This is a genomic window from Flavobacterium lacisediminis, assembly GCF_025909975.1.
GTDB lineage: Bacteria > Bacteroidota > Bacteroidia > Flavobacteriales > Flavobacteriaceae > Flavobacterium > Flavobacterium lacisediminis.
In genome coordinates, this window is sequence record NZ_JAPCIO010000004.1 from 15,792 (window position 1) to 40,004 (window position 24,213).

General features: G+C 32.5%; 26 protein-coding genes. 14 read left to right on the forward strand and 12 right to left on the reverse strand.

Annotated features, from left to right (window positions below):
• The first annotated feature begins 1 nt into the window (after position 1).
• The 7 genes from OJ995_RS07105 to OJ995_RS07135 all read left to right on the forward strand — a co-directional run bounded on the left by OJ995_RS07105 (position 2) and on the right by OJ995_RS07135 (position 5,249).
• Complete coding sequence (locus OJ995_RS07105) at positions 2–703, forward strand: DedA family protein (protein WP_264368779.1); 702 nt, start codon at positions 2–4, stop codon at positions 701–703.
• Between the two features lie 33 nt (positions 704–736).
• On the forward strand, positions 737–1,849 hold the full coding sequence (locus tag OJ995_RS07110) for an NAD(P)/FAD-dependent oxidoreductase (RefSeq protein WP_264368780.1): 1,113 nt from the start codon (positions 737–739) through the stop codon (positions 1,847–1,849).
• 1 nt (position 1,850) lies between these two features.
• A complete protein-coding gene (gene mtgA, locus OJ995_RS07115; RefSeq protein ID WP_264368781.1) occupies positions 1,851–2,588 on the forward strand; it encodes a monofunctional biosynthetic peptidoglycan transglycosylase in 738 nt (245 codons plus the stop codon).
• A 10-nt stretch (positions 2,589–2,598) separates the two neighbouring features.
• Entirely contained in the window at positions 2,599–3,423 is an 825-nt protein-coding gene (locus OJ995_RS07120) for an SDR family NAD(P)-dependent oxidoreductase (RefSeq protein ID WP_264368782.1), read from the forward strand.
• A 42-nt stretch (positions 3,424–3,465) separates the two neighbouring features.
• Entirely contained in the window at positions 3,466–3,786 is a 321-nt protein-coding gene (locus OJ995_RS07125; RefSeq protein ID WP_264368783.1) for a hypothetical protein, read from the forward strand.
• Between the two features lie 107 nt (positions 3,787–3,893).
• Positions 3,894–4,697 carry a TIGR00266 family protein gene (locus OJ995_RS07130; RefSeq protein ID WP_264368784.1) on the forward strand — a complete coding sequence of 268 codons (804 nt, stop codon included), beginning with the start codon at positions 3,894–3,896 and terminating at the stop codon, positions 4,695–4,697.
• A 78-nt stretch (positions 4,698–4,775) separates the two neighbouring features.
• On the forward strand, positions 4,776–5,249 hold the full coding sequence (locus OJ995_RS07135; protein ID WP_264368785.1) for a hypothetical protein: 474 nt from the start codon (positions 4,776–4,778) through the stop codon (positions 5,247–5,249).
• 25 nt (positions 5,250–5,274) lie between these two features.
• Here the strand turns inward: OJ995_RS07135 and OJ995_RS07140 are convergent, their stop codons facing one another.
• From OJ995_RS07140 to OJ995_RS07175, 8 genes are all read right to left on the reverse strand, one after another.
• Positions 5,275–5,727, reverse strand: coding sequence for a 6-pyruvoyl trahydropterin synthase family protein (locus OJ995_RS07140; RefSeq protein ID WP_264368786.1), 453 nt, complete (start codon positions 5,725–5,727; stop codon positions 5,275–5,277).
• A gap of 5 nt (positions 5,728–5,732) precedes the next feature.
• Positions 5,733–5,912, reverse strand: coding sequence for a hypothetical protein (locus tag OJ995_RS07145; RefSeq protein ID WP_264368787.1), 180 nt, complete (start codon positions 5,910–5,912; stop codon positions 5,733–5,735).
• Positions 5,909–6,664, reverse strand: coding sequence for an enoyl-CoA hydratase/isomerase family protein (locus OJ995_RS07150; RefSeq protein WP_264368788.1), 756 nt, complete (start codon positions 6,662–6,664; stop codon positions 5,909–5,911). The genes OJ995_RS07145 and OJ995_RS07150 overlap by 4 nt, the downstream gene beginning before the upstream one ends.
• A gap of 2 nt (positions 6,665–6,666) precedes the next feature.
• On the reverse strand, positions 6,667–10,098 hold the full coding sequence (locus tag OJ995_RS07155; RefSeq protein WP_264368789.1) for a T9SS type B sorting domain-containing protein: 3,432 nt from the start codon (positions 10,096–10,098) through the stop codon (positions 6,667–6,669).
• Positions 10,099–10,167: 69 nt separating this feature from the next.
• Positions 10,168–13,572, reverse strand: coding sequence for a DUF8818 domain-containing protein (locus OJ995_RS07160; protein ID WP_264368790.1), 3,405 nt, complete (start codon positions 13,570–13,572; stop codon positions 10,168–10,170).
• 127 nt (positions 13,573–13,699) lie between these two features.
• A complete protein-coding gene (locus OJ995_RS07165; RefSeq protein ID WP_264368791.1) occupies positions 13,700–14,041 on the reverse strand; it encodes a hypothetical protein in 342 nt (113 codons plus the stop codon).
• Between the two features lies 1 nt (position 14,042).
• Positions 14,043–15,296 carry an aspartate kinase gene (locus OJ995_RS07170; protein WP_264368792.1) on the reverse strand — a complete coding sequence of 418 codons (1,254 nt, stop codon included), beginning with the start codon at positions 15,294–15,296 and terminating at the stop codon, positions 14,043–14,045.
• Between the two features lie 9 nt (positions 15,297–15,305).
• Positions 15,306–15,782, reverse strand: a complete 477-nt coding sequence (locus OJ995_RS07175; RefSeq protein ID WP_264368793.1) for a GNAT family N-acetyltransferase — start codon at positions 15,780–15,782, stop codon at positions 15,306–15,308.
• Between the two features lie 114 nt (positions 15,783–15,896).
• Between OJ995_RS07175 and fbp the strand changes: the two genes are divergently transcribed.
• Positions 15,897–16,904, forward strand: coding sequence for a class 1 fructose-bisphosphatase (gene fbp / locus OJ995_RS07180; RefSeq protein WP_264368794.1), 1,008 nt, complete (start codon positions 15,897–15,899; stop codon positions 16,902–16,904).
• Between the two features lie 75 nt (positions 16,905–16,979).
• Here fbp and OJ995_RS07185 read toward each other — a convergent pair whose 3' ends face one another.
• Positions 16,980–17,414 carry a tellurite resistance TerB family protein gene (locus OJ995_RS07185; protein WP_133610119.1) on the reverse strand — a complete coding sequence of 145 codons (435 nt, stop codon included), beginning with the start codon at positions 17,412–17,414 and terminating at the stop codon, positions 16,980–16,982.
• Between the two features lie 137 nt (positions 17,415–17,551).
• Here OJ995_RS07185 and OJ995_RS07190 point away from each other — a divergent pair, with 137 nt between their 5' ends.
• From OJ995_RS07190 to OJ995_RS07205, 4 genes are read left to right on the forward strand one after another with little or no spacing between them, the layout of a single operon-like run.
• Positions 17,552–18,145 (forward strand): HupE/UreJ family protein, encoded by a 594-nt coding sequence (locus OJ995_RS07190; protein ID WP_133610122.1) that lies wholly within the window; start codon positions 17,552–17,554, stop codon positions 18,143–18,145.
• Positions 18,145–18,573 carry a deoxycytidylate deaminase gene (locus OJ995_RS07195; protein WP_264368795.1) on the forward strand — a complete coding sequence of 143 codons (429 nt, stop codon included), beginning with the start codon at positions 18,145–18,147 and terminating at the stop codon, positions 18,571–18,573. The genes OJ995_RS07190 and OJ995_RS07195 overlap by 1 nt, the downstream gene beginning before the upstream one ends.
• 1 nt (position 18,574) lies before the next feature.
• Entirely contained in the window at positions 18,575–20,143 is a 1,569-nt protein-coding gene (locus OJ995_RS07200; RefSeq protein WP_264368796.1) for a S41 family peptidase, read from the forward strand.
• Positions 20,144–20,146: 3 nt separating this feature from the next.
• The gene (locus OJ995_RS07205; protein WP_264368797.1) at positions 20,147–20,800 is read left to right on the forward strand and encodes a copper resistance protein NlpE; all 654 of its coding nucleotides are present in this window, start codon (positions 20,147–20,149) and stop codon (positions 20,798–20,800) included.
• Here OJ995_RS07205 and OJ995_RS07210 read toward each other — a convergent pair whose 3' ends face one another.
• Genes OJ995_RS07210 through OJ995_RS07220 form a run of 3 tightly spaced genes read right to left on the reverse strand, consistent with a single transcriptional unit; the run spans position 20,801 to position 22,200 of the window.
• Positions 20,801–21,409, reverse strand: a complete 609-nt coding sequence (locus OJ995_RS07210; RefSeq protein ID WP_264368798.1) for an FAD-dependent oxidoreductase — start codon at positions 21,407–21,409, stop codon at positions 20,801–20,803.
• Complete coding sequence (locus OJ995_RS07215) at positions 21,409–21,606, reverse strand: hypothetical protein (protein WP_133610133.1); 198 nt, start codon at positions 21,604–21,606, stop codon at positions 21,409–21,411. The genes OJ995_RS07210 and OJ995_RS07215 overlap by 1 nt, the downstream gene beginning before the upstream one ends.
• Before the next feature lie 12 nt (positions 21,607–21,618).
• Positions 21,619–22,200 (reverse strand): MarC family protein, encoded by a 582-nt coding sequence (locus OJ995_RS07220; RefSeq protein ID WP_264368799.1) that lies wholly within the window; start codon positions 22,198–22,200, stop codon positions 21,619–21,621.
• A 160-nt stretch (positions 22,201–22,360) separates the two neighbouring features.
• On the opposite strand from OJ995_RS07220, the gene OJ995_RS07225 reads away from it, so the two are divergent.
• Both OJ995_RS07225 and OJ995_RS07230 read left to right on the forward strand, forming a co-directional pair.
• On the forward strand, positions 22,361–22,927 hold the full coding sequence (locus OJ995_RS07225) for a DUF3109 family protein (protein ID WP_026725987.1): 567 nt from the start codon (positions 22,361–22,363) through the stop codon (positions 22,925–22,927).
• A 267-nt stretch (positions 22,928–23,194) separates the two neighbouring features.
• A complete protein-coding gene (locus tag OJ995_RS07230; RefSeq protein WP_133610137.1) occupies positions 23,195–24,172 on the forward strand; it encodes a ribonucleotide-diphosphate reductase subunit beta in 978 nt (325 codons plus the stop codon).
• The last annotated feature ends 41 nt before the right edge of the window (positions 24,173–24,213 follow it).

The following is a 24,213-nucleotide window of genomic DNA, read 5'->3' on the forward strand; positions in this document are numbered from 1 at the left end:
TATGAACGATTTTCACTGGACCAAGCTTTTTAATCCCGAATTCTATATTACAATGGAGGTTGGAGGAATTCCTATCGGAATTTACATGGTATTGTTTATCGTTTTTGCAGAAACAGGTTTATTCGCTGGATTCTTTCTTCCAGGTGATAGTTTGTTGTTTCTTTCGGGAATTTATAGTCGTGAATTAGTTGAAACATTTTTCATGATTCCAAGCGATTTGTCTAATGTTACCATATTGGCTTTATTAATAGCTACAGCTGCAACTTTAGGAAATGTTTTCGGTTATTGGTTTGGAGCTACAAGCGGACAGTTTTTATACAATAAACAAGATAGTTTCTTTTTTAAGAAAAAATATTTATATGAATCTCAAGCTTTTTTCGAAAAACACGGTGGAAAAGCTATCATTTTTGCCCGTTTCTTACCTATTGTTAGAACATTCGTACCCATTATAGCAGGAATTGTGCGTATGGAAAAAAGCAAATTCATGTTTTATAATGTGTTGAGTTCGCTATTATGGTCATTTCTTTTGGTTTTTGCAGGACATTATTTATATGGATTCTTTAATGATGAATTTGGCATCGATTTAAAAAAGCATATTGAAACAATTATCCTGATTTTAATCGCCGTAACTTCATTTCCTTTGATAATGAAAGCAATTAAAGCGAGAAGAATGACTACGAATACTTCTGAAGAAGACAATTAATTTTATTTGTTTCACAATTAACAGGTATTAATTATGCAACTCAGTTATTGGGAATTAAAAAATTGGTTTTCAAACGTTGATTTCACTATCGTAGGTAGTGGAATTGTAGGTTTGCATACCGCATTAGCGTTGCGCGACCGATTTCCTGCTGCTAAAATTTTAATTCTCGAAAAAGGCGTTTTGCCTCAAGGTGCCAGTACCAAAAATGCTGGTTTTGCATGTTTTGGTAGTATTTCCGAAATCATAGACGATTTAAAAACCCATACCGAAGAAGAAGTTATTCAACTCATTCAAAAACGATATGCAGGTTTGCAATTGCTTCGAAAAAATCTCGGTGATTCCGTAATTGATTTGAAACCTTATGGAGGTTACGAATTATTCTTAAAAGAAGATGAATCGTTTTATAACGAGTGTATTCAGAAAATTTCGTTCATCAACGATATCATTAAACCGCTTTTCAAAACAGATGTATTTTCAAAAGAAGTAGATCGTTTTAATTTTGGTGGAATATTCGAAAATCTGATTTTCAATCCGTTTGAAGCGCAAATAGATACAGGTAATATGATGCAAGCGTTGCTAAAAAAAGCACATCAAAATGATATTCTGATTTTAAATAGCCAAACTGTAACAAGTTTTAAAGAATTGAATGATGGTGTTGAGGTTGAAACTAACGGAATTGCATTCAAAACCAATAAATTATTATTCACTACAAATGGTTTTGCATCCCAATTGACTAACAATCAAGTGCAACCAGCGAGAGCCCAAGTTTTAATTACTAAACCAATTCCTAATTTAGACATTAGAGGTACTTTTCATTTAGACAAAGGGTATTTTTATTTTAGAAATATCAATGATAGAATTCTTTTTGGTGGCGGAAGAAATTTAGATTTTAAAGGTGAAACAACCACTTCACACGATACCACAGAATTGATTCAAAATCGTTTGCAAGAGTTGTTAAAAACAGTAATTTTACCACATCAAGAGTTTGAAATCGAACACCGATGGAGTGGAACTATGGGTGTGGGAACACACAAAAAACCAATAGTGGAACAACTTTCAAATAATGTCTATTGCGGTGTGCGTATGGGCGGAATGGGCGTTGCCATAGGTAGTTTAGTCGGACAAGAATTAGCAGATTTAATATAATATGGCAAAAAGAACTACTTCAAAAAGTAAATCACCAAAATCACCTGCAAAAAAAAGAACCACAGGTCAAAAGATATTACGTTTCTTTTGGTTGCTTTTTCTATGGTTTAACATCATCAGTTTTTTCATTGTTTTACTTTTTAAATTTGTTCCTGTTCCGTTTACACCGTTAATGGGAATGAGAGCGTTAGAACATAATGAAGAAGGAAAAGATATGGTTTGTAGTCACGAATGGGTACCAATAGATGAAATTTCCTTAAATCTTCAAAAAGCTGTAATTGCCAGTGAAGACGGACGTTTTTTAGAACATTCAGGTTTCGATTTTGAGGCCATGCAAAAAGCCTTTAAGAATAATCAAAAAGGTAAACGTTTAAAAGGTGGAAGTACGATTTCGCAGCAAACGGCAAAAAATGTTTTTCTTTGGCAAGGCAGAAGTTATGTTCGAAAAGGTTTAGAAGCGTATTACACCGTTTTAATTGAACTAATTTGGGGTAAAAAACGCATCATGGAAGTTTACTTGAATAGCATAGAAATGGGCGATGGTGTTTATGGAGCAGAAGCAGCTGCAAAACATTGGTATAGAAAAGACGCTTCTAGTTTAACTCGTTATGAAGCTGCAGGAATTGCTGCGATTCTTCCTAATCCAAGAAAATATAAAGCATCTAATTCATCATCATACATTAATCGTAGAAAAGCAAGAATTAGTCGAGAAATCGGTTATGTGAAATTAGATTACTAAAAAGAAAATCTTGAAAAAAACTATATTGATTACTGGAGCTTCCAGCGGAATAGGTAAAGAAACGACTTTGTTTTTTGCAAAAAATAATTGGACGGTTATTGCTACTATGATTTCAATTGATTTAGCGGATGATTTACTAACGATTCCTAATGTTTGTTGCTATGAACTTGATGTTACTTCAACCGAAAGTATTGAAAGCGCAAAAGATAAAATTCTAAACGAGCACAAAATAATCAATGTTGTTTTAAACAATGCGGGACTTGGGTACAGAAGTTTTGTAGAGTTGTCTGAAGATAATAAAATTGATAACATTGTTAATGTTAATTGGTTAGGAGTTGTTAAAGTTTGTAGAGCTTTTATTCCTGTATTTAGAGAACAAAATTTTGGTCAATTTATCACTATTTCTTCGATTGCAGGTTTAGTCAATTTGCCATTAGGTAGTTTTTACCATTCCACAAAACAAGCGGTAGAAAGTTTTTCTGAATGTATGTCGTATGAATTATTAGATTTTAATATTAGCGTAAGTACTGTTCAATTTGGAAATGCACCTACTTCATTTCAGGCCAATGTTACCAAATGCAAAGCAACTAAAATTGATTCTTACAATAGGTTAATGGATAAAGTGACCGCCATTTTGCATAAAAAAACAAAGAAAAATACAAATCTTACTCCTATTATTACGAAAACCTTATTTAATATCGCAGAAAATCCAAATAAAAATTTTAAGCGATACACTATTGGATTTGATGCTAATTTTATGAGCTTTATAAGACGTTTATTAGGATATAAAGTATTTAATTCGTTAATTCGAAAATCGGTTTTAGGACATTTTTAATTTTTAAATCAAAGAGTAATTTATAATTTTAAACGTAATACTATGAAATTAGCCATTTTAGCTGTAAGCTTTTTAATGTTGACTTCTTTTGGAACATTAGAAAAAGTAATTTTAGACAAAACGTCAAATACAGAAGTGTTTTTTGGAGAAAGTTTTTCTCTTATTAATGATTCTAAAGATAAAATTTCCATTCACACTGGAACAGGTTTCGTGTCTTTGAATAAAGGTTCTAAAACGAGTATTGGATGTAATGTTGGAAAAGAAGTGCGTTGGGCAAATGAAGGTAAAAAAGGAGATGTAATCTTTAAAATTACAGCCGATATGTGCGGAAAAACCTTAAAATTATCCGAATTGATGAAATAAGATATTTCTAATTATAAATTAAAACCGAAAGCACTATTGTTTTCGGTTTTTTGTTTTTACAGTAACATTTTATTTCTCTGTTCGACTAATTAAGAAAATTAAAAATTATGCAAGCACACGAGATAGATTACCATATTTATGGTGAAGAAATGCAATATGTGGAAATCGAATTAGATCCGCAAGAAGTCGTAATTGCCGAAGCAGGAAGTTTCATGATGATGGAAAACGGCATCAAAATGGAAACTATTTTTGGCGATGGAAGTCAAGAACAACAAGCCGGAATTTTCGGTAAATTACTTTCAGCTGGAAAGCGTGTTCTAACAGGTGAAAGTTTATTTATGACAGCTTATCAAAATTTAGATATGGGAAAACGTAAAGTGTCTTTTGCTTCTCCATATCCTGGAAAAATTGTTCCAATAGATTTGCAGCAATTTGGAGGAAAGTTTATTTGTCAAAAAGATTCGTTTTTATGCGCTGCAAAAGGAGTTTCGGTAGGAATTGAATTTTCTAAAAAATTAGGAACAGGTTTGTTTGGAGGGGAAGGTTTCATTATGCAAAAGATTGAAGGTGACGGGATGGCTTTTGTACATTCTGGAGGAACTTTAGCTAGAAAAGAATTGCAATCAGGAGAATTACTTCGTGTAGACACAGGCTGTTTAGTTGGGTTTACCAAAGATGTAGATTATGATATTGAGTTTGTTGGAGGAATTAAAAACACCATTTTTGGTGGAGAAGGAATTTTCTTTGCAACACTTCGCGGACCTGGAATTGTTTATATACAATCGTTACCATTTACTCGTTTAGCTGATAGAATTATTGCATCGGCACCAAAGGCAGGAGGAAGTGGAAGAGAAGAAGGAAGCCTACTTGGAGGCTTAGGAAGAATGTTGGATGGTGATAATCGTTTTTAATTTAACTTAGTTTTATGTATTGATTTTCAATAGTTTAGATTAAAATTCGTAATTTTATTAATCTAAACTTTGAAAGTCATGAAAAATAAAACAGTATTACAAAATGCATTTCTAATCTTTTTAGGAATCGGGTTGTTTTTCCTATTAATGGATTTTTTAGGATTGGCAAGTAAAAATTATTTACGTTCGTTAAATGCTTTTATCGTATTATATGGAATTCATAAAACCATTAAATATAATTACGATAAAGGAAAAATGGACTATTTTGAAAATCTATTTTCTGGTTTTGTAACAGGAGTATTAGGAGTCTTTTTAGGAATAATTGGGTTGATTGCTTTCATCTATATAAAAGGTGGAGAAAGCTACCTGACAACATTATCGGATACTTTCTTTTTTGGCGGAAAAGTAAGTATGATACAATATTGTGGTGTTTTGTTTTTTGAAGGTGTAGCTTCTTGCTTAATTGGTGCTTTTGTAATAATGCAATTTTATAATGATAATAAAGTTAAAACCATTATTAAAAATCCTAAAATAGCAAAGTCTCCATTATAGGAAGTTGTTTATAGAATAGATGTGGTTATTCGTTATCGCTAGCAAACCATTCTGCAAAAGAAGTCTCAGTTTCTTGTAAACGAAGGGAATGTAATTTTATGTTTTCTGGTAAAAGATTTTTTATTTTATTTGAAAAATCAATTACCATATTTTCGCTAGTAGGTTGATAATCTACCAATATAACATCATGCCCTCTTGATTTTAATTCATGAGCTAGCTCAATGTGGGGTGTGTTTTTGTTAAAAACTGTAGCATGATCAAAAACGTCAACAATTTGTTCTTTTACAATCTTTTTCAAATCACCAAAATCAATCACCATTCCAAATTTTACATTGGAATTATCTTTTATGGGTTTACCAATTACAGTAACTGATAATTTATAGCTATGTCCGTGAACATTTTTACATTTTCCATCATACCCGTACAAAGCATGACCAGTTTCAAAGTTAAATTGTTTGGTAATTCTTATGTTTGACATGGTTCTTATTTTAAATTTTGTTCTTTCTTTTTAGCTCGATAGTATAGCGCATAAGCTATTCCAACTAATACGATAAAAGGAACAAATGAGCCAATTAATACACCAATTTGATATTGACTATCAGGAGCTTCTTTTAATTTTTGTTCTACGTTTACTTGTTGTAGAAAAATGATTATACTTCTCATTTTTTAAATTTTTCTAATGCTTTTTTTGTAAAATCAGACAAAACCAGTCGTCCTGAAATAGCAGCTCTTTCATACAATAAGCTATCCCAATTATCGGTGCCTTCCCACAATACTTCTTTCATGTCGCCTAAAGCTTCTTTGTTGTATTGGGCTAGTTCGGTTGTGTAATTTTTTAAACGATTATCTAATTCTTCAATAGTGTCAAAAACTTCTGTAAACAATCCTTTTTCTTTTGCCCAATTTGCTGATTTCCAAAGTGTAGGAGTCAAGGTCATTTCTGCTAAAGCGGTTTTTCCAATTTTTCTACTTACGGCAGGTTCAATAACAAATGGGCCAATTCCAATGGCAATTTCAGATAATTTGATATCACTTTTTTGTGTTGCAAAAGTATAATCGCAAGCAGCAGCCAATCCAACACCTCCACCAACGGCTTTGCCATGAATTCTTCCAACGATTAATTTAGAACATTTTCGCATGGCATTAATCACATTGGCAAATCCTGAAAAGAATTTACTTCCGTCTTCATAATTAGAAATCGCTACTAATTCATCAAAAGAAGCACCCGCGCAAAATGCGCCAATTCCTTCACTTTGAAGCACTATAATTGTTACGTTTTCATTTTTATTTAACGATTGTAACTCATCTGTTAATTCTTGTAGTAACGAACTTGGAAATGAATTACTCGCTGGGTGCGAAAAAGTTACATTTGCAATATTGTTTGCTATTTCTGTTCTAATTGAACCTAATTCCATTGCTATCTTTTTAAACTGAAATGCGACTTAAATTCTTTCTTTTGATTGTTTTCTAAATATTCTACTTTAAACCAATAATCAGTAGAAGGTAATAAATTACCATTATATGTTCCGTCCCATCCTTCGCTATACGGACTAATTTGTCTTAATAACTTACCGTATCTATCGTAGATGTAAATTACACCCTCATAAGATTCTGGTAAATAAATATTCCAAGTGTCATTATAGCCATCCTGATTTGGTGTAAAATAATTATTATAGGTAATAGTTTGAATCATTTGAGTTTGCAATAAACCACATCCTTGAATGTCTCTTACAAAGATTGAATAACTTCCGTTTGGTAAGTCAGTAAATATTGGACTTGATTGCCAGTCAATAGCATTTAAGCTATATTCATAAACACCAAATCCTCCCACAGCTGTTACTTCAATAGTAGATAATCCTATAGAGAATGCTGGTGTAATCAAAGTAGCATATACAGATTCAGGTTCCGAAGAAAAAGTAGCAGTTATACTATCACCATCAGTACAATTAGTATCGGTATTGGTTACAACAACAGAATAAGTCCCAGCAGCTGTAATATCATATAATGGAGAATTTCCATTTGGATTAGCGGGTGTCCAAACGTAAGAATAATTTCCAGGTATAGAAGGTGTTGCATCAACAATTTGTGAACCAACACCAGTTGTTGGGTCCAAACACAAAGTGAAATCAATGCCTAAATCTATTACAGGTAACGGATTAACTATCAATTCTAAGTATGGACCTAGACCAACACAATCGTTATTCAAATTACTGTCAATTCTCACCCAAATAGTTTGACTGTTTGCTGTAATGTTTCTGTAATTTGTCACATTTGTAATAGCATTAATCTCTTGTAAAGCGTCACTTTGATATTCGTAATAAGTTACTGTATAGGATTGTCCTACAGGAAATGGTTGAGTGATAATATTATCTATTGTACTCAAATTAAAATAATCAAAGCCATCACCATTAGGGTCAGCTGCATCTATATAATCATCACACTCAAAAAGGGTGTAAGGATTGGTTAGATTAATTACGGTTGTAGAAACAATTAAATTAACTTCACTGGTTCTAAAACAGCCATTTTCATTTTCAATTCTTGCCCAAACTCTACCATTATTTGCAGAAACATATTGAGTAGGATTAGTAATAGGAGAAGTTCCTCCGATAGCATTTGCAAGACTATTATGATATGTAAATACTAGGTTAGACTGATTGGAAATAATTGTATTTGCTTCTGTTAGATTAAAGTTTGTAATAGCATCAATGTCGACGTCACATTGTTTTAAAGTTACTAATGAATTGATTATTGGTAATGGATTTACAACAATACTAAAAGAAGTTACATTATAACAATTAGTTGTCGTATTGGTAAGTCTTACATAAATTATTCTGCTTCCTGAATAAATAGAAGTAATAGCATTTGTGCCGGCAATAGCCTCACTTTCCAAGTTGTGGTAAGTAACTACAACGCCTGTTTGATTATTTAGAATTTCATTTGTTTTGGTTGTAAGATTAAAAGTTACAATTCCATTAGTGTCACTTCCATCTGCATTATTATCGCATAATGGATAATCCGTAATCGAAATTAGAGTTGGGATTAGATTATTTGTTACTACTACATTTGCAGATATTGCTGCACATGCATCTTGCGCAGGAATTGTATAAGTGTAAGTTCCTCCATTATCAACAGCAGGATTGAAAACACTTGTTCCTGAAGCTAAAGCTGGAGACCAAATACCATTTGGTGTAACTCCAGTTCCTAAAAGAGGGAATAAATCAAAAGTTGCGGCATCAGAACAAACTGTTATTGCAGCATTTGTTCCTGCATTATTTGCTTGCTGAATAGTTACATCAATTTCTACATCAATTATTGCACAGTCTCCATTGTAAGTGTAATTGTAAATCCCTGCAGTATCAATATTTGGGTCAAAAATATCAGTACCACCTGCTAATGGTGGATTCCATGTTCCTCCTGTATCAGGATTACCATCTATTAAATCTAATAGGTTAACTGGTCCACTAGAGCAAACTACTGCTTCTGTGTCTCGAGGTTCACTCCCAAAGCCAGAATAATAGCCGCCATAACCTGCATTCCCATTAAATCCAAAAACTCCTACTGCTAATGGTCCGGTTGATTCAATTAGTGCATTGCCAGTTATACCAGAAATAGTATACGTAACCCATTGTGGATTTCCAATAACAGGTTCTGCAAATTCTGTTGTTGGGTTTCCGTTTACAGTTATGGTTGCAGAGGCATAAGTTACAGCAATAATTTCTCCTGTATATTGAAAAGTCCCAATTAAATTAATATCTGGAATTAAGTCAACCGTTCTTTGAAAGAAACAACTTAATGGCGGAATAAAGTTCAATCCTGAAGTTGCATCACTAATGTCACCTGCTAATATTTGATACAAGTAAACGGGTTTGCTACTTGTTATGTACATGTTTTGATTATTAGTTCCCTGATAATTTGAGGTTGGAATTAAATGATAATCTCCAGCATTTAAGGTTGCAATTGGTGTTGGACTACCATTTACATAAACAGCAGTATTGTTTTCAGTTGCAATTACTAATGGTCTTTCTGTTAGGTCACTTCCATTTCCTTTTACAACAATATATTCTACTCCAACTTGTTCAATGGGTACAATTTGATCAAAATTAAAATCTTGACCTTGAAATTCATCACCCATTCCAGCAAGTGCATTACCAGTATTTACTGCAATTGGTTTGTCCGAAGTAATTAATGCTCCAACAAATCCTGTTAGATTAGCCGGTATGTCGGTATACCCAGATAAAACAACAGATTCACCAGCATTTAGTGTATAAGTTAAATTGTCTAACAAAACATTTCCATTTCCTGAAACAAATTCAACATCATTATCGTAATCAGAAACGTTTACGGTTGTGTTGTCTTCTGTAGCCATAAAACTTGTTACAAAATTTCTTGTACCACCATTATAATCTTGAGGTAAACTTCCAGTTCTAAAACTTGTTCCAATTCCAGCTCTTCCTTTTGAAACAAGCGTTTCAGCATGATTTTGAGATCGCACCCTAAAACTTACATAAAAATCATATGCACCTTCTAATATTAATCCTTTTCTACTTCTTACTACGTTAACATCACCTAAAATAGAAAACATATTTGTACCTTGACTATTACCTATTGTAATTCTAACAGGATTTCCCTGTGAAATAGTAAAAGGAGAACCGATAATTGGATTCCCTTCTCCATTAGTTACTGTAACTTGAAAAGGTGTTGGTTCGGGTGTTGATAGATAAACGTAATGTTCACCTACAACACCTCCATCTCTTGCATGTAATGGTGGTAGCCAATGTTTGTTACTCAATTGAGAAAAGCCTATTGAACTTAACAACAAAAATGCAGATATGAATATTTTTTTAAACATGATGAATTATTAATCTAAAGAATAAGCTTGTAAAATTAAACAGAAATTTAGAACTAATCTAAATATTAACTAAAAAAACGCACGTAATTGAATATTTCCTGTATGAATAGTTTTACTAGTTTCACTATCTCTTCCCTGATAATTGATGTTGATGTCTAAGTATTGGGTAAGATTTTTCTGTAAAAGCAATCGCCAGGTTTGATTTTTACCAGGTTGTAACCCTTCAAGCATCTGAAACGCAACAGGCGATAAATTATTGCCTGTAAATGTATTTTTGTAGTAAGAAAATTCACCATTCATACTAAATCCTTTTGTACTGTTTAATGTAAAAGACGTTCCAAATCGGTTTTGAACCAAAGTCTCTAATGCACCTATCTGATTTTCTTTGTTTTGAAATTCATAAAACACATCCCAACTCGCATTTTTAGAAAATATGTAGCCAATTTTTGGCACTATTTGATAACTTTTAATTTCATAGTTGCGACTTGAATAATTTTCAGATGTCGAGTTTGTTTTCGTTGTATTTCCTGATAGATTAACTAACCAACTTTTACTAATCAAGTGTTGGTATTGAAATTGGTGTGATTGATTATAAGCTGCTATACTTCCTACAGAAAGTAAACTTCTCGATTCGTTTGATAAATAAGAATAAGTTGTAGAATGATATTGTTTTCCACGATTAAAAAACAAACTATTTCTGAAATTTAAATTCATTCCTACCAAATCTGCATCTTTGTTTTCAAACGGATTTAAATTGAAATTATCGCCATTTCTTAAATTTTTTCTATCAATTAAATAGGATGTTTGGTTGTGAAAATGAGAAAACAATTTTTTAATTCCAGTTTCCTTCTGCCATTCTGAAAAGTTCAGATTTACAGTTTGTGAAAATTTATTTTGATGTGTTCTAATAAAAATCTGATTCGGTAAGTAAACTCTAACATACTTCGCTAAATCTGGAAATGGAGCAATTTCAAACTCTTGTAATTCCTGTATTCCATTACCATTATAGTCGTTCCACATATATGTTCCTTGTGTTGGGTCTACTTCTAAATAGGTGAATTCTTGTTGGGCGATAGTTCCCGATAAGGTTTCATAAACAGTAGTTAATTGCAGTTTTTGTCCAAAGAAGCGATCGTTGTAAAGAACTCTTGAATTCAATGAAGGTTCGTTATTCTTGTTGGAGTCTTCATATTGCAATCTTCGGTAATTGACAAAAATAGCTAAATTGCTTTTTTCAGTTTTCAGTAATTGCGATTTTAAATAATAAGAATTAGAAGTGTTTACTCGTTCTATCGAATTGTTTTGTAAACTGTCGTTTTTTCGCTGCAAATATCCCAATTCCACAAAAACTTTAGTCGAATCTCCTCGTCCTATAAAAGCACCATATTCTGTAAATCTTTGACTCAAACCAGAAAAAGCATTCGTAGCTTTTATTTTTTCCGAATTGTCTTCTAAGTTTAAAGTAGCACCAATCCAGTTTTTATTCACTTTGTAAGAAGTGCGATTTTGGCTTCGGATGAATTTCGATTCCGAAGTTGTTGCATCACTTTTCATAGCGCTCGAATTATTCCAAATCATCCAGTTTTTTGCGGCATATCTTCCCGATAAAGTGTGTTTATTTCCAGAAAAACTATCACCGAAAGTTAAATTTTCAAACTGATAAATGGCTTTTCCTTTGTTGTTGAAATTAAGATCCAATCCCGAAGTCAAGATACTTTGATTACCTAATGGCGTTGTCGTAATGTTCCAATCTCTATTAAATTCAATATTATATAAACGCTCGATTGTTTTGAAATTTTCCTGCACAAATTGAAAATTCGCAAAAGCATCCATTTTTATGGATTTATCAATAAGACGTTGCTTTCCATTAAATTTTCCAGCAAAACCTTTATTGTTGTTGTCATCGATAGCAGAATATAAATTTTGGTCGCTATTACTTAAAGCCATTTCGAAATCCAAATTTGTTTTTTCACTTGGATTGTATGTTCCAAAAACTGTTGCCATTTGAATTTTTGTTGGTGCAATCAATCGAATAATGGGTTCGTAATTTCCTTGAGGTACACCTGCAATTGGGGCTATATATTCGTAAATTTTTCCAATTGCTTGATTGTTCGATAAAATATAATTTCCAAGATTATTTCCTACCAATGAAAATGTAACATTGTATAAAATATCGGTTGGGTTGTTCGAATATTCAAACACTTCTACTGGGCCAACAAACACTTTTTTATATAAAATTTTATTTTCAGAATAACTGTCCAAATAAGCCGATTCGCTAATCATAGCTGAAGTTTCGTCACCAGCCGCTTGTAAAACATCAATTTGTTCCGAAGATAAATTTTGTTGCAACGGCTGATTTTTCACATCACTTTCTGAATAGGCATAACCACCAATTTGCCAATTTTCTCGCTCGTGCGAAATACCGCCATAGGTAATAAATCGCGTATAATTTCTATCCGTATATTGGTATTCAACATTGATTCGCATTTCGGAAGTAATCGGAAATAAGGAAGTAAAAATGATTTCTCCAGCATTGTAATCGATAATGTAGTCGTTGTTTTCGCCACGAGTTTTCAAAATTCCGTTGACATAAACGCGCTCCGAACCTGAAATCACTAAAACGTATAATTCGTTATTATTACCACGCAATTTATAAGGACCTTGATTGCCTTCTTGACCAACGAATGAACTTCGTGCATATTGTCCACGGACCAAAGCCCCAGAAGCAATGACTTCGGTTTTTTTATCAGGCGTTCCAAAGGTAAATCGCGTAGCTAAACCTTGTACTTTTTTGTTGAAATTTAGGAAAGACGTTTTTCTATTTTCCAAAAATAAATCTCCAGCTCGAATGTTCCATTTATCCGAAAATAATTCGATGAAAATTTGGTCAAATTCATCTAATTTTTGAGAGTAACCGCCTTCTTGCAACGGAATATTACTGTCTTGAATGGAAGCACGCAAACTCACTTTATCCGAAATTTTTCCTGTGATTTGTAAATCTAAATTCGAATTCACTACCGTGTTTTGATTGTTTCCAACCGTAACGCCACGCGTAATACTTCCCGAAGTATTTAATCCGTCAAAAGGTTTGAATTTGGTGTTTTTGTCTTTTTTGAAAACGATTAATTTACCAGCTTCGTTAGAAACCACTTTATCGTCATCATAAATGGAATACGTTTTGGTTAAAAAATCCGGAAATTTTGCATATCTAACCACTAACGAATCAGAAGTGTTGATTTCTTTAGTAAAAACCAACGTTCCTTTTTGGAAATTTACTTGGTAAAAGCTCGTATCGATGACGGTTCCATTTTTGTCTTTAATTTCGAAAAAGGAATTGTTTAAGCTGAATTTTTCTATCGAAATCGTGTCTTTTGAAAAAGCAATTTTTTTAGTTGGATACGATTGTAATGTCTCTTGAGCAAAACCACCCAGAAAACACAACAAAAATCCCGCTAAAAAAACAATTTTTTGCATAAATACTATAACTCCGAATCTTCAAAAGTAGTATTTATTGTTGGAAAAAAGGAATGATTTTGTTTGAACCGCGGATTCGCAGATTTTTTTAATACTAATCTGCGAATCTGTGGTGATTTATTTTTAATTATTTGTTTTCGTAGACAGAAACTATCTCATTATAAATATAATAACTAAATGCTTTGTCTTTGTTAGTAAAACGTTTGAAATACAATTTGTTATTTCGATTATTCAAATAATAAACATTGTAAAAAAAGAAATTCTTTTCAATTGTCCAACCTTCGTCTACTCTTTTATCTTCGCAAAACAACAACCAATTATTATGTATAGAATGATTTTTAATCAAGTAATCATATACAAGTAATTCAGAAAAAGCATCAAAATAATATTCTTTAACCAAATTATAAACAGATAAATTTGGGTTTGAATTTAATTCTTTCGGAATATTTATTAATTTTTCTAAACTCATTTTACTCCTTCGTTATCACCTGCATTGTCTCTCTCGAAATCTGGCGTAACAAAATTGTTTTATTCGTTTCTACCACTTTTGCTGCATTTTCATCAAAATGTCTGATGGTGTAAAGCGATACATTTTCGTTATACGAAACTTTGAATTTTTTTGCCAACACTTTTCGTAACTCTTCAAAGTTGTTGTATTTGTCTTCAATACAAACTGAAAAACTAATCGCAGTGTTTTGAATTAAATTCACTTTTACTTTGAATTTCGCAAACAAAGCAAAGATTTCACTGATATGATTCTCCATGATGAAATCGAAATCAATAGACGATAACGATAATAACAATTGGTTTTTCTTTACAATAAAACAAGGTGTGTGTGGTTCTAAATCAGCTCCTTTTGAAACGCTTGTTCCTGGTAATGTTGGATTGATAAACGATTTTACAAACAATGGAATTTCCTTTTTCTGTAAAGGTTGTAACGTTTTTGGATGAATTACCGAAGCTCCGTAAAACGCTAATTCAATTGCTTCTCTGTATGAAATTTGGTTCAACAAAACCGCATTTTCAAAATATCTAGGATCGGCATTTAAAACTCCAGGAACGTCTTTCCAAATGGTAACGCTTTCCGCTCCTAAACAATATGCAAAAATCGCAGCCGTATAATCAGAACCTTCGCGACCTAAAGTAGTCGTAAAATTATTTTCATCTGAACCTAAAAATCCTTGTGTGATGTTTAGAGTTTTCTTTTTAACACCTTTTGAAATTAATTTTTGAGTAGTTTCCCAATCTACTTGCGCATCACGGTAATTATTATCGGTTTTAATTAATGGACGAACATCAATCCAATTGTTTTTTAATCCGCTATAATTGAAATAATGACTTACAATCGTAGTAGAAACTAATTCTCCAATGCTCACCACTTGGTCGTAAACAAAACTATAATTTGGCGATTTGTTACTGCGAATAAAATATTCTAAATCGTCAAAATGTGCGTTTACATCAAAAAACACATCGTGATCTTCGTCTTCAAATAAGTCTAATAAAATTTGGTTGTGGTATTTTCGAACTTCTTGAAGTGATGCATGTAATTCCTTAGATTTATCAAAGTAATTTTTGATTACCACTTCTAATGCATTCGTGGTTTTTCCCATTGCAGAAATTACCAATAAAACATCCTCGTGTCCTACAGTGTTTAAAACATGTAATACGTTTTTTACGCCTTCGGCATCTTTAACTGATGCACCTCCAAATTTAAAAATTTTCATTTTGAAGAATTATATAGTTGTGTTTAAAAATTGTTCAATTCCTTTGTCGTCCATATGTACCACACGCCAATCGCCTAAGACTTTCGCACCCGATTTTTCATAGAAATCAATAGCTGGTGTGTTCCAGTCTAAAACGTTCCATTCGATTCTGCGAACATTTTCGGCTTTTCCTTGTTTGATGATTTCTTTGTAAAGCGCAAATCCAGCACCTGTTCCACGTTTACTTTCTTTTACAATTAAATCTTCTAAATGAATGGTTTTTCCTTTCCAAGTTGAATAACGATAATAGTACAAAGCCATTCCGATAATTTCGCCATCAACTTCAGCAACAAAACATTGAAAAAGTGGATTTTCTGAAAAACCATCACGAACTAAATCATCAACAGTTACAACAACAGCATCAGGTTCTTTTTCAAAAGTAGCTAATTCCTGAATCAATTCTAAAACAGATGGCATGTCGTTTTTGGTGGCTTTTCGGATAATCATTTTTCGTAATTTTTTACAAAAGTAAAATTAAGTTAAACATCTTTTCAAATAATTTATATGATTTCACAAAAAACACGATATTTGTGCCTTAAACACAACTACATCGTTTTCGAAATGGAAGAAAGAAATAGAACGTTAGGCGAATTCATTATTGAACATCAAAATTCGTTTCAGTACTCAACAGGAGAATTATCTCGTATTATTAACTCCATTCGTTTGGCAGCCAAAGTAGTAAACTATAAGGTAAACAAAGCCGGATTAGTGGATATTGTTGGCGCTGCTGGAGAACAAAACATTCAAGGAGAAGACCAACAAAAATTAGACGTTTACGCGAATGAGGTTTTTATTCAAACTCTAATTAATCGTGAAATTGTATGCGGAATTGGTTCGGAAGAAAATGATGATTTCATTACCGTTGCAGGTTCGGATAATTCTCACAATAACAAATATGTAGTTTTGATGGATCCTTTAGATGGGTCTTCGAATATTGATGTAAATGTTTCAGTAGGAACTATTTTTTCAGTTTTCAGAAGAATTACACCAGTTGGAACTCCAGTAACTATTGAGGATTTCCTGCAACCAGGAGTAAATCAAGTAGCGGCAGGTTATGTGATTTATGGAACTTCAACTATGTTGGTTTATACAACAGGACACGGAGTTAACGGATTTACTTTAAATCCAGCTATTGGAACCTTCTATTTGTCGCATCCAAATATGAAATATTCAGAAGACGGGAAAATTTACTCGATTAACGAAGGAAATTACGTTCATTTCCCACAAGGTGTAAAAGATTACATCAAATATTGTCAGTTAGAAGAAGGTGATAGACCTTATACGTCAAGATACATCGGAAGTTTAGTTTCTGATTTCCATAGAAATATGATTAAGGGTGGAATTTACTTATATCCAACCAGTTCAAAAGCACCAAATGGGAAATTACGATTGTTATACGAATGTAATCCAATGGCATTCATAGCAGAACAAGCAGGCGGAAAAGCTTCAGACGGTTTCAAAAGAATCATGGAAATTCAACCAACCGAGTTACACCAACGCGTTCCGTTCTTTTGCGGAAGTAAAAACATGGTAGAAAAAGCAGAAGAGTTTATGACGAAAGCGAAGTAAATTCTTCAAATAATAAAAACAAAAAAAGCACAAACTCATTAGAATTTGTGCTTTTGTATTTTAAAACAGTTTTGATTATCTGTTCATGTGTTGCATTTCGTAAGTGAAGGTGTCTAAATCCACATTCATATCTACTAATTTTAATGCTTTGTCTACGATATAACCTACGTTTCCAGCTGTAAAACCTAAAGCTAAAGCGAATTTTTTAAGTAATTCGTGTTCTTTTTTACCTAAAACGTGTTCGTCTGCGTATACCATTCTTGATAAATCATATAAACGTTCTAAACGATGTGTATGTAATAATGGTGGATTTACAGGATATTTTAAAGGGTTTTCTAAAATTTCCTCATATTCTGCTTGAGAAATTTCTAATTTGATAGCTAATTTGTCTAAGAATTGTTTTTCTTCTGGACCAATAATACCATCAGACAAAGCTACTCTTACAATTGCTGAAAAATGACCTTTGTTTCTGTTTCTAAAACCGCTATCGAATAAATCTGAAATTGACATGTTGTTTATTTTTAATTATTGCAAAATTACATAAAAAATCTATTTTTTTGAAACAATTTCACAAGCTTTTGTGATATAGAAATTACCAACTTAAAAAAATAAATCGTAAGTTTGAAATTCCCCAAATAATTATCATTATGTCAGAATTTTGGATGTATTTTAATATTGGTCTAAAACATGTGTTAGATATTAATGCATATGACCACGTTTTGTTTTTAATTGCATTAATGGTTCCGTATGCTTTTAAAGATTGGAAAAATGTTTTTGTTTTAGTCTCACTTTTTACTTTAGGACACACTTTAGCTTTGCTTTTATCAGTTTATGGAGTCGTTCAAATTCAAGCCAGTTTGGTTGAGTTTTTAATTCCAATTACCATTTTAATAACGGCTATTTTTCATCTTTTTACTGCTGGAAAATCGTCTAAAAATGAAAGTATCACCTTCGTTGCAATCGTAACTTTATTCTTCGGAATCATTCACGGACTTGGGTTTTCTAATTACTTTAAAACAATTTTACCAGGAAATGCTTCTGATAAATTGCTGCCCTTGTTAGAATTCGCATTAGGAATTGAAGCCGCACAGATAATTGTAGTACTGATAGTTTTAATCATTTCGTATGTGGTGCAAACTTTTTTCCGTTTTTCAAAAAGAGATTGGGCTTTAGTTATGTCAGCATTTATAATTGGCGTAGTTTTGCCAATGATTATTGAAAGCGAAATTTGGAACCGATAATGAAGAAAGAAAAAAAGGAAAAATACGATAAAGCTTATTTACGAATTGCCAAAGAATGGGGTAATTTGTCTTATTGCCAACGAAAAAAAGTGGGTGCTATTATCGTTAAAAATAAAATGATTATTTCAGATGGTTACAATGGAACACCATCGGGATTTGAAAATTGTTGTGAAGACGAAGACAATTTAACCAAATGGTATGTACTTCATGCAGAAGCAAATGCGATTTTAAAAGTAGCTCGTTCAACGCAATCATGCGAAGATGCTACGTTATATATTACACTTTCACCTTGCAAAGATTGTAGTAAATTAATTCACCAATCGGGCATTAAAAGAGTGGTGTATCATCAAGAATATAAAGATACTTCCGGAGTTGATTTCTTAAGAAAAGCAGGTGTTGAGGTTGAATTAATTGAAGATTTGGACTAAAATGAAAATGAATAAAGTATATTTTCCAATAGTAATCGCAGTAGCTGTTGCGGCGGGTTTGTTATTGGGAAGTAAACTCAATCCTTCTACCGAAAATGCTTTCTTAAGTAAGAATGCTAACAAAAACAAACTCAATAAACTCATCGATTTCATCGAGAAAGAATATGTTGACAGTTTAAATACTGATTCTATCGTAGATTTAACCGTTAACGGAATTCTTGAGAAACTCGATCCGCATTCAGTTTACATTCCAAAAAGTGAATTAGCTGCAGTGGAGCAAAGCATGCGAGGAGATTTCGTTGGAATTGGTGTAAATTTCTACATGTATAATGATTCGGTAGCCATCATAAAACCTATTCCAAATGGTCCTTCTGAAAAAGCAGGGTTAAAAGCAGGTGATAGAATTCTCTTCGCGAATAAATTGCAGTTATACAACAAAAAATTAGAAACTGATACGTTATTTTCCATCTTAAAAGGAGAACAAGGTTCTAATGTGAAATTGACGGTTTATCGAAAATCCGAGAAGAGAAAATTTGCCGTAAACGTTACTCGTGACATTATTCCAATTAAAAGTGTTGATGTATCGCAAATGGTAGATAAAACAACCGGTTATATCAAAATAAACCGCTTTGCAGAAAAAACCTATGACGAATTTTTATCGGGTTTAACCCAATTGAAAAAAGAAGGTGCTAATCATATTATTATCGATTTAAGAGATAATGGTGGTGGTTATTTGGATTCGGCAGTAAAAATTGCGGATGAATTCTTAAAGAACAAAGAACTTATCGTTAAGACAAAAAACAAAAAAGATAAAATTGAAAGTACTTTAGCGACTGAAAAAGGGATTTTCGAAACGGGGAAAGTCAGTGTTTTAATCAATGAAAACAGCGCTTCAGCCAGTGAAATTTTAGCAGGAGCTATTCAAGATAACGATAGAGGATTGGTTTTTGGAAGACGTTCTTTCGGAAAAGGATTAGTACAACGCGAAATGCCATTAGGCGATGGTTCGGCTGTGCGATTAACTGTGGCAAGATATTACACACCATCGGGTCGTTCTATTCAAAAACCGTATGAAGATAAAGGCGAAAACTATTTTAACGAATTTGAAAAACGCTTCGAAAGTGGCGAATTATATGAAAAAGACAAAACAAAAATTGCCGATAGTTTAAAATTTAAAACCAAAAAAGGTCGCTTAGTTTATGGTGGGGGCGGAATTATGCCAGATATTTTTGTTCCGTTAGAAGATTCGCACGGAGCTGAAGGTTTAACGATGTTAATGCAATCGGGATTAGTGAATTATTTTGTGTTTGAACAATTAGATCAAAACAGAAAGAAGTTTGAAAAAATCACCACTGAAGGTTTGGATAAAGAAATCAAATCTGGAAATTACTTCAATAACTTTAAAACTTACATGGCAAAAGGTGGATTGCTTTTTAACTTAGACAATCAAAAAGAGAAAGTGCTATTTTATCTTCACGCCGAGTTTGTGCGTCAACTTTTTAATGAAAAAGGGTATTACCAATTGATTTTGAAAAAAGACGATATGGTGAATAAGGTGTTGAGTAAGTAAAATATGAAAGTTTATTTCCTTTTCTTTTTATTTCTAATTTTTGGTTGCTCTTCTTCTGAGCAGCTTAATGATTCTGCTGTAGTTGGAAAATATTCTTATAAAGCGGCAGGCTATGGAATAGGTTCAACTGTTGAATTTAAGAAAGATAAAACGTTTACTTATACTTGGGTAACAGGTTTAATAAATGGAACAACCGAAGGAACTTGGTCTATTTCGGGTAAAAAGATTATTCTAAATAGTGAACGAAAGAAATCGGATGTTATTAAATTTAAAATTTTGGATAATTCTGATAATAATTCTGATTTTTATAACTTTAAGTTTTTAGATGAAAATAAAGACATTCTTCCTAAAGTTATTTGTTTGTTATTAAATGAATCTGATAAAATTAAAAGTGTAGATGCTAATTTTGATGGAGAATTACAACTTTCAAAAGCTGAAGATTTTCAAAAATTGAGATTTATATTTTTAGGATTTCATGAGTTTGAAATAAAAAAAGAAGATTTAAAAGGAAATGTAACTTTAATGATGATTCAAAAAGAAACACATTATCAATATTTTGAAAATGAAGTAATGATTTTGAAAGGAGATAAAATTTATACCGATTTAATCAAAAAGACAAGACATGTGAAAAATGATTTTTTCACTAGAATAGATTAATTACTTCGTCAAAGCATCATGTACTTGCACCGGATTTCCATTGTTCCACAACGTTAAAATATCGGTTGCTACTGAAGCACCACTTCCAGCGGCAATGCTTAATTGACTTCTGTGTCCAGCTAAAACACCTGCTGCGTAAACACCTTCGGTAACCAAATGATCGTTGTTTTTTAATTGGATTCTGTTTTTCTCGGGAGCGGCTTTATGATGTGGTACTATAAACGATTCCAAACCTTCAATTGTAAAAGGATTTCCAGAACCAATGGCAATCACTACAATTTTAGCTTGAAGCGAAGATTTGTTGGTGGTAATTGTAAAATTTCCAGCTTCACCAGAAATTGAAACTACTTTTTCACCATGAATTTGTTGAACATGTGGATAAGAGTTGGTCAAATGTTCCAAACTTTCATCCAACAATTCACTTCCTAATTTTCCTGCAGGAATTCCGTAAGCATTATTAAAAATGGCATTTTGTAACGAAGACGCTTTTTGGTGGGCAACAATTGCGATTTTTTTATCCATTGCAAAAGGTTTGTTTTGAGCTGAACCCAAAATCAAAGCACACGAAACGCCTGAAACTCCAGCGCCAATAATTAAAACGTCGATCATTATTGTCTCGTTTTCTCTTCAATCATTTTTGAAAAGCGCAATAATACCAATAATAAGATGGCGCAAATTCCAGCTACAACACCGATGATAGCAATAGTACTGTTTCCTTCAAACGGATTACTATAATCAATTTGAAAAAGATTAAAAACAATTAAAGCTAAAGCAATGGCAACCGCCACATAAGTAAATATTTTCATTTCAATAAATTTCTAAATAAACAATCCTTTAACATTTGCGGCGAATAATTTTACAGCAATTGCTAATAAAATAACACCAAATATTTTACGAATAACGCCTAATCCGTTAACGCCTAATAAACGTTCAATTTTTCCTGATGATTTCAACACGCCATAGACTACAACTACGTTGATAACAATTGCAATAATAATATTTATTTTGTCATAAGCAGCACGAAGCGACAAAATAGTTGTCATCGTTCCAGCTCCAGCAATTAATGGAAACGCAATGGGAACAATAGAAGCCGTACTTGGATTGTCTTCTTTGTATAATCGAATGCCTAAAATCATTTCTAAAGCAAGGAAAAACAAGACAAACGAACCGGCAACAGCAAATGAATTCGCATCAATACCAATTAATTTCAGAATTTCTTCACCCACAAATAAAAAAGCAATCATAATCACCGCCGCAACTATTGAAGCTTTCTCCGATTGTATGTGACCCATTTTGCTGCGTAAATCCACAATAATAGGAATACTTCCCACAATATCAATCACAGCAAATAAAATCATGCTGATGGTAAAAATGTCTTTCCAATTAATTCCTAAATCCATAAAACACTGAATATTTGTGCAAATATAAGGATATTGATCAAAGAACGTTTTTAATTTAACGATACATTATAATAGTATAAATTCCAAAACCAACTTCTAACTTCTTATTTCTAAATTCTGAATTCAAAATTGTATCTTTGCACTTTAAATAAATTACCATATGTTTCAGTTAAATAAAACCATCGTTTCCGAAGAAATCTTAGAAAAAGAATTCGTTTGCAATTTGTCAGCTTGTCAAGGTGCTTGTTGTGTGGATGGCGATGCAGGTGCTCCTTTAGATGAGGAAGAAACCAAAATTTTAGCTGAAATTTTTCCAAAAGTAAAACCCTTTCTTCGTCCTGAAGGAATTAAAGCCATTGAAGAACAAGGAACGCACGTGGTTTCAGATTTTGGTGAATTAGAAACACCGCTTATCGACGGAAAAGACTGCGCTTACGTAATTTTTGACGGAAAAACGGCACTTTGTGGAATCGAACAAGCCTACAATCAAGGGATTGTAGATTGGAAAAAACCAGTTTCTTGTCATTTGTATCCTATTCGAATTAAAGAATATTCCGATTTTGCAGCGGTAAATTACCACAAATGGCATATTTGCGATGATGCGTGTTCGTTAGGACAAGAATTAGGAGTTCCAGTGTATCAATTTGTCAAAGAAGCACTAGTTAGAAAATTCGGACAACAATGGTTTGACGAATTAGACAAAGTAGCAAAAGAGTTGAAAAAATAATCTAATTTTTATGGTTCAAAAATCGTTGTGAGAGGTTGATTTATCAATCGCTTACAAGGTTTTAACAGTTGTTTTATTTGTTTTTAACTTATTGATTGTCAATATTTTAAAAACCTATATTAATTTACTGACAATTTTCAACTTTGTTAAAAACTTGCTCCAATTGTGAATAAGTTTGACTTTCATTTCTCGTTTCAAATGACAAACTTTGTAATCCCCAAATAAGTCAATTTAACCAATCATTAACATTTTTAAAATCAAATAGCTATGTCTATAGTGGAACCTATTTTGCAAGAAAATAAAGATCGATTTGTAATCTTTCCTATCAAACACCAAGATATATGGGAATGGTACAAAAAACAAGAAGCCTGTATTTGGACAGCAGAAGAAATAGATTTACATACCGATTTAAATGATTGGAACAATAAATTAAACGATGATGAAAAATATTTCATCAAACATATCTTAGCATTTTTTGCTGCGTCTGACGGAATTGTAAACGAGAATTTAGCGGAAAACTTTGTTAACGAAGTGCAATATCCAGAAGCAAAATTCTTCTACGGTTTCCAAATTATGATGGAAAACATTCATAGCGAAACTTATTCGTTATTGATTGATACTTATGTAAAAGATGAGGTAGAAAAAAATCAATTGTTTCATGCCATTGAAGTGTTTCCAGCAATTAAAGAAAAAGCGGAGTGGGCTTTAAAATGGATTGAATCGGATTCATTCGCAGAAAGATTAATTGCTTTCGCAGCAGTAGAAGGAATTTTCTTCTCAGGTTCTTTCTGTTCTATCTATTGGTTGAAAAAACGCGGATTAATGCCAGGATTAACTTTCTCAAACGAATTAATTTCTCGTGACGAAGGAATGCATTGTGATTTTGCGGTTCATTTACATACGAATCACATCGTAAACAAAGTGCCAAAAGCAAGAATTACAGAAATTATCGTAGACGCTTTACGTATTGAAAGAAAATTCATTACCGAGTCGCTTCCAGTAAGTTTAATTGGTATGAATGCTACTTTAATGACTCAATATTTAGAATTCGTAACGGATAGATTATTAGTAGAGTTAGGATGTGATAGAGTTTATAATTCTTCGAATCCATTTGATTTTATGGACATGATTTCGTTACAAGGAAAAACCAACTTCTTTGAAAAACGTGTAGCTGAATATCAAAAAGCAGGAGTAATGAACTCCGATTCTGAATCAAGTAAAATTAGTTTTGACGCTGATTTTTAATCGGTGTACTAAAAGCAAATATATTTCCGTTAGAATTAGGA

Coding starts and splice junctions, on each gene's coding strand:
- OJ995_RS07105 (WP_264368779.1), top strand. CDS start 2: ATGAACGATTTTCACTGGACCAAGCTTTTTAATCCCGAATTCTATATT.
- OJ995_RS07110 (WP_264368780.1), top strand. CDS start 737: ATGCAACTCAGTTATTGGGAATTAAAAAATTGGTTTTCAAACGTTGAT.
- mtgA (WP_264368781.1), top strand. CDS start 1,851: ATGGCAAAAAGAACTACTTCAAAAAGTAAATCACCAAAATCACCTGCA.
- OJ995_RS07125 (WP_264368783.1), top strand. CDS start 3,466: ATGAAATTAGCCATTTTAGCTGTAAGCTTTTTAATGTTGACTTCTTTT.
- OJ995_RS07130 (WP_264368784.1), top strand. CDS start 3,894: ATGCAAGCACACGAGATAGATTACCATATTTATGGTGAAGAAATGCAA.
- OJ995_RS07135 (WP_264368785.1), top strand. CDS start 4,776: ATGAAAAATAAAACAGTATTACAAAATGCATTTCTAATCTTTTTAGGA.
- OJ995_RS07140 (WP_264368786.1), bottom strand. CDS start 5,727: ATGTCAAACATAAGAATTACCAAACAATTTAACTTTGAAACTGGTCAT.
- OJ995_RS07145 (WP_264368787.1), bottom strand. CDS start 5,912: ATGAGAAGTATAATCATTTTTCTACAACAAGTAAACGTAGAACAAAAA.
- OJ995_RS07150 (WP_264368788.1), bottom strand. CDS start 6,664: ATGGAATTAGGTTCAATTAGAACAGAAATAGCAAACAATATTGCAAAT.
- OJ995_RS07155 (WP_264368789.1), bottom strand. CDS start 10,098: ATGTTTAAAAAAATATTCATATCTGCATTTTTGTTGTTAAGTTCAATA.
- OJ995_RS07160 (WP_264368790.1), bottom strand. CDS start 13,572: ATGCAAAAAATTGTTTTTTTAGCGGGATTTTTGTTGTGTTTTCTGGGT.
- OJ995_RS07165 (WP_264368791.1), bottom strand. CDS start 14,041: ATGAGTTTAGAAAAATTAATAAATATTCCGAAAGAATTAAATTCAAAC.
- OJ995_RS07170 (WP_264368792.1), bottom strand. CDS start 15,296: ATGAAAATTTTTAAATTTGGAGGTGCATCAGTTAAAGATGCCGAAGGC.
- OJ995_RS07175 (WP_264368793.1), bottom strand. CDS start 15,782: ATGATTATCCGAAAAGCCACCAAAAACGACATGCCATCTGTTTTAGAA.
- fbp (WP_264368794.1), top strand. CDS start 15,897: ATGGAAGAAAGAAATAGAACGTTAGGCGAATTCATTATTGAACATCAA.
- OJ995_RS07185 (WP_133610119.1), bottom strand. CDS start 17,414: ATGTCAATTTCAGATTTATTCGATAGCGGTTTTAGAAACAGAAACAAA.
- OJ995_RS07190 (WP_133610122.1), top strand. CDS start 17,552: ATGTCAGAATTTTGGATGTATTTTAATATTGGTCTAAAACATGTGTTA.
- OJ995_RS07195 (WP_264368795.1), top strand. CDS start 18,145: ATGAAGAAAGAAAAAAAGGAAAAATACGATAAAGCTTATTTACGAATT.
- OJ995_RS07200 (WP_264368796.1), top strand. CDS start 18,575: ATGAAAATGAATAAAGTATATTTTCCAATAGTAATCGCAGTAGCTGTT.
- OJ995_RS07205 (WP_264368797.1), top strand. CDS start 20,147: ATGAAAGTTTATTTCCTTTTCTTTTTATTTCTAATTTTTGGTTGCTCT.
- OJ995_RS07210 (WP_264368798.1), bottom strand. CDS start 21,409: ATGATCGACGTTTTAATTATTGGCGCTGGAGTTTCAGGCGTTTCGTGT.
- OJ995_RS07215 (WP_133610133.1), bottom strand. CDS start 21,606: ATGAAAATATTTACTTATGTGGCGGTTGCCATTGCTTTAGCTTTAATT.
- OJ995_RS07220 (WP_264368799.1), bottom strand. CDS start 22,200: ATGGATTTAGGAATTAATTGGAAAGACATTTTTACCATCAGCATGATT.
- OJ995_RS07225 (WP_026725987.1), top strand. CDS start 22,361: ATGTTTCAGTTAAATAAAACCATCGTTTCCGAAGAAATCTTAGAAAAA.
- OJ995_RS07230 (WP_133610137.1), top strand. CDS start 23,195: ATGTCTATAGTGGAACCTATTTTGCAAGAAAATAAAGATCGATTTGTA.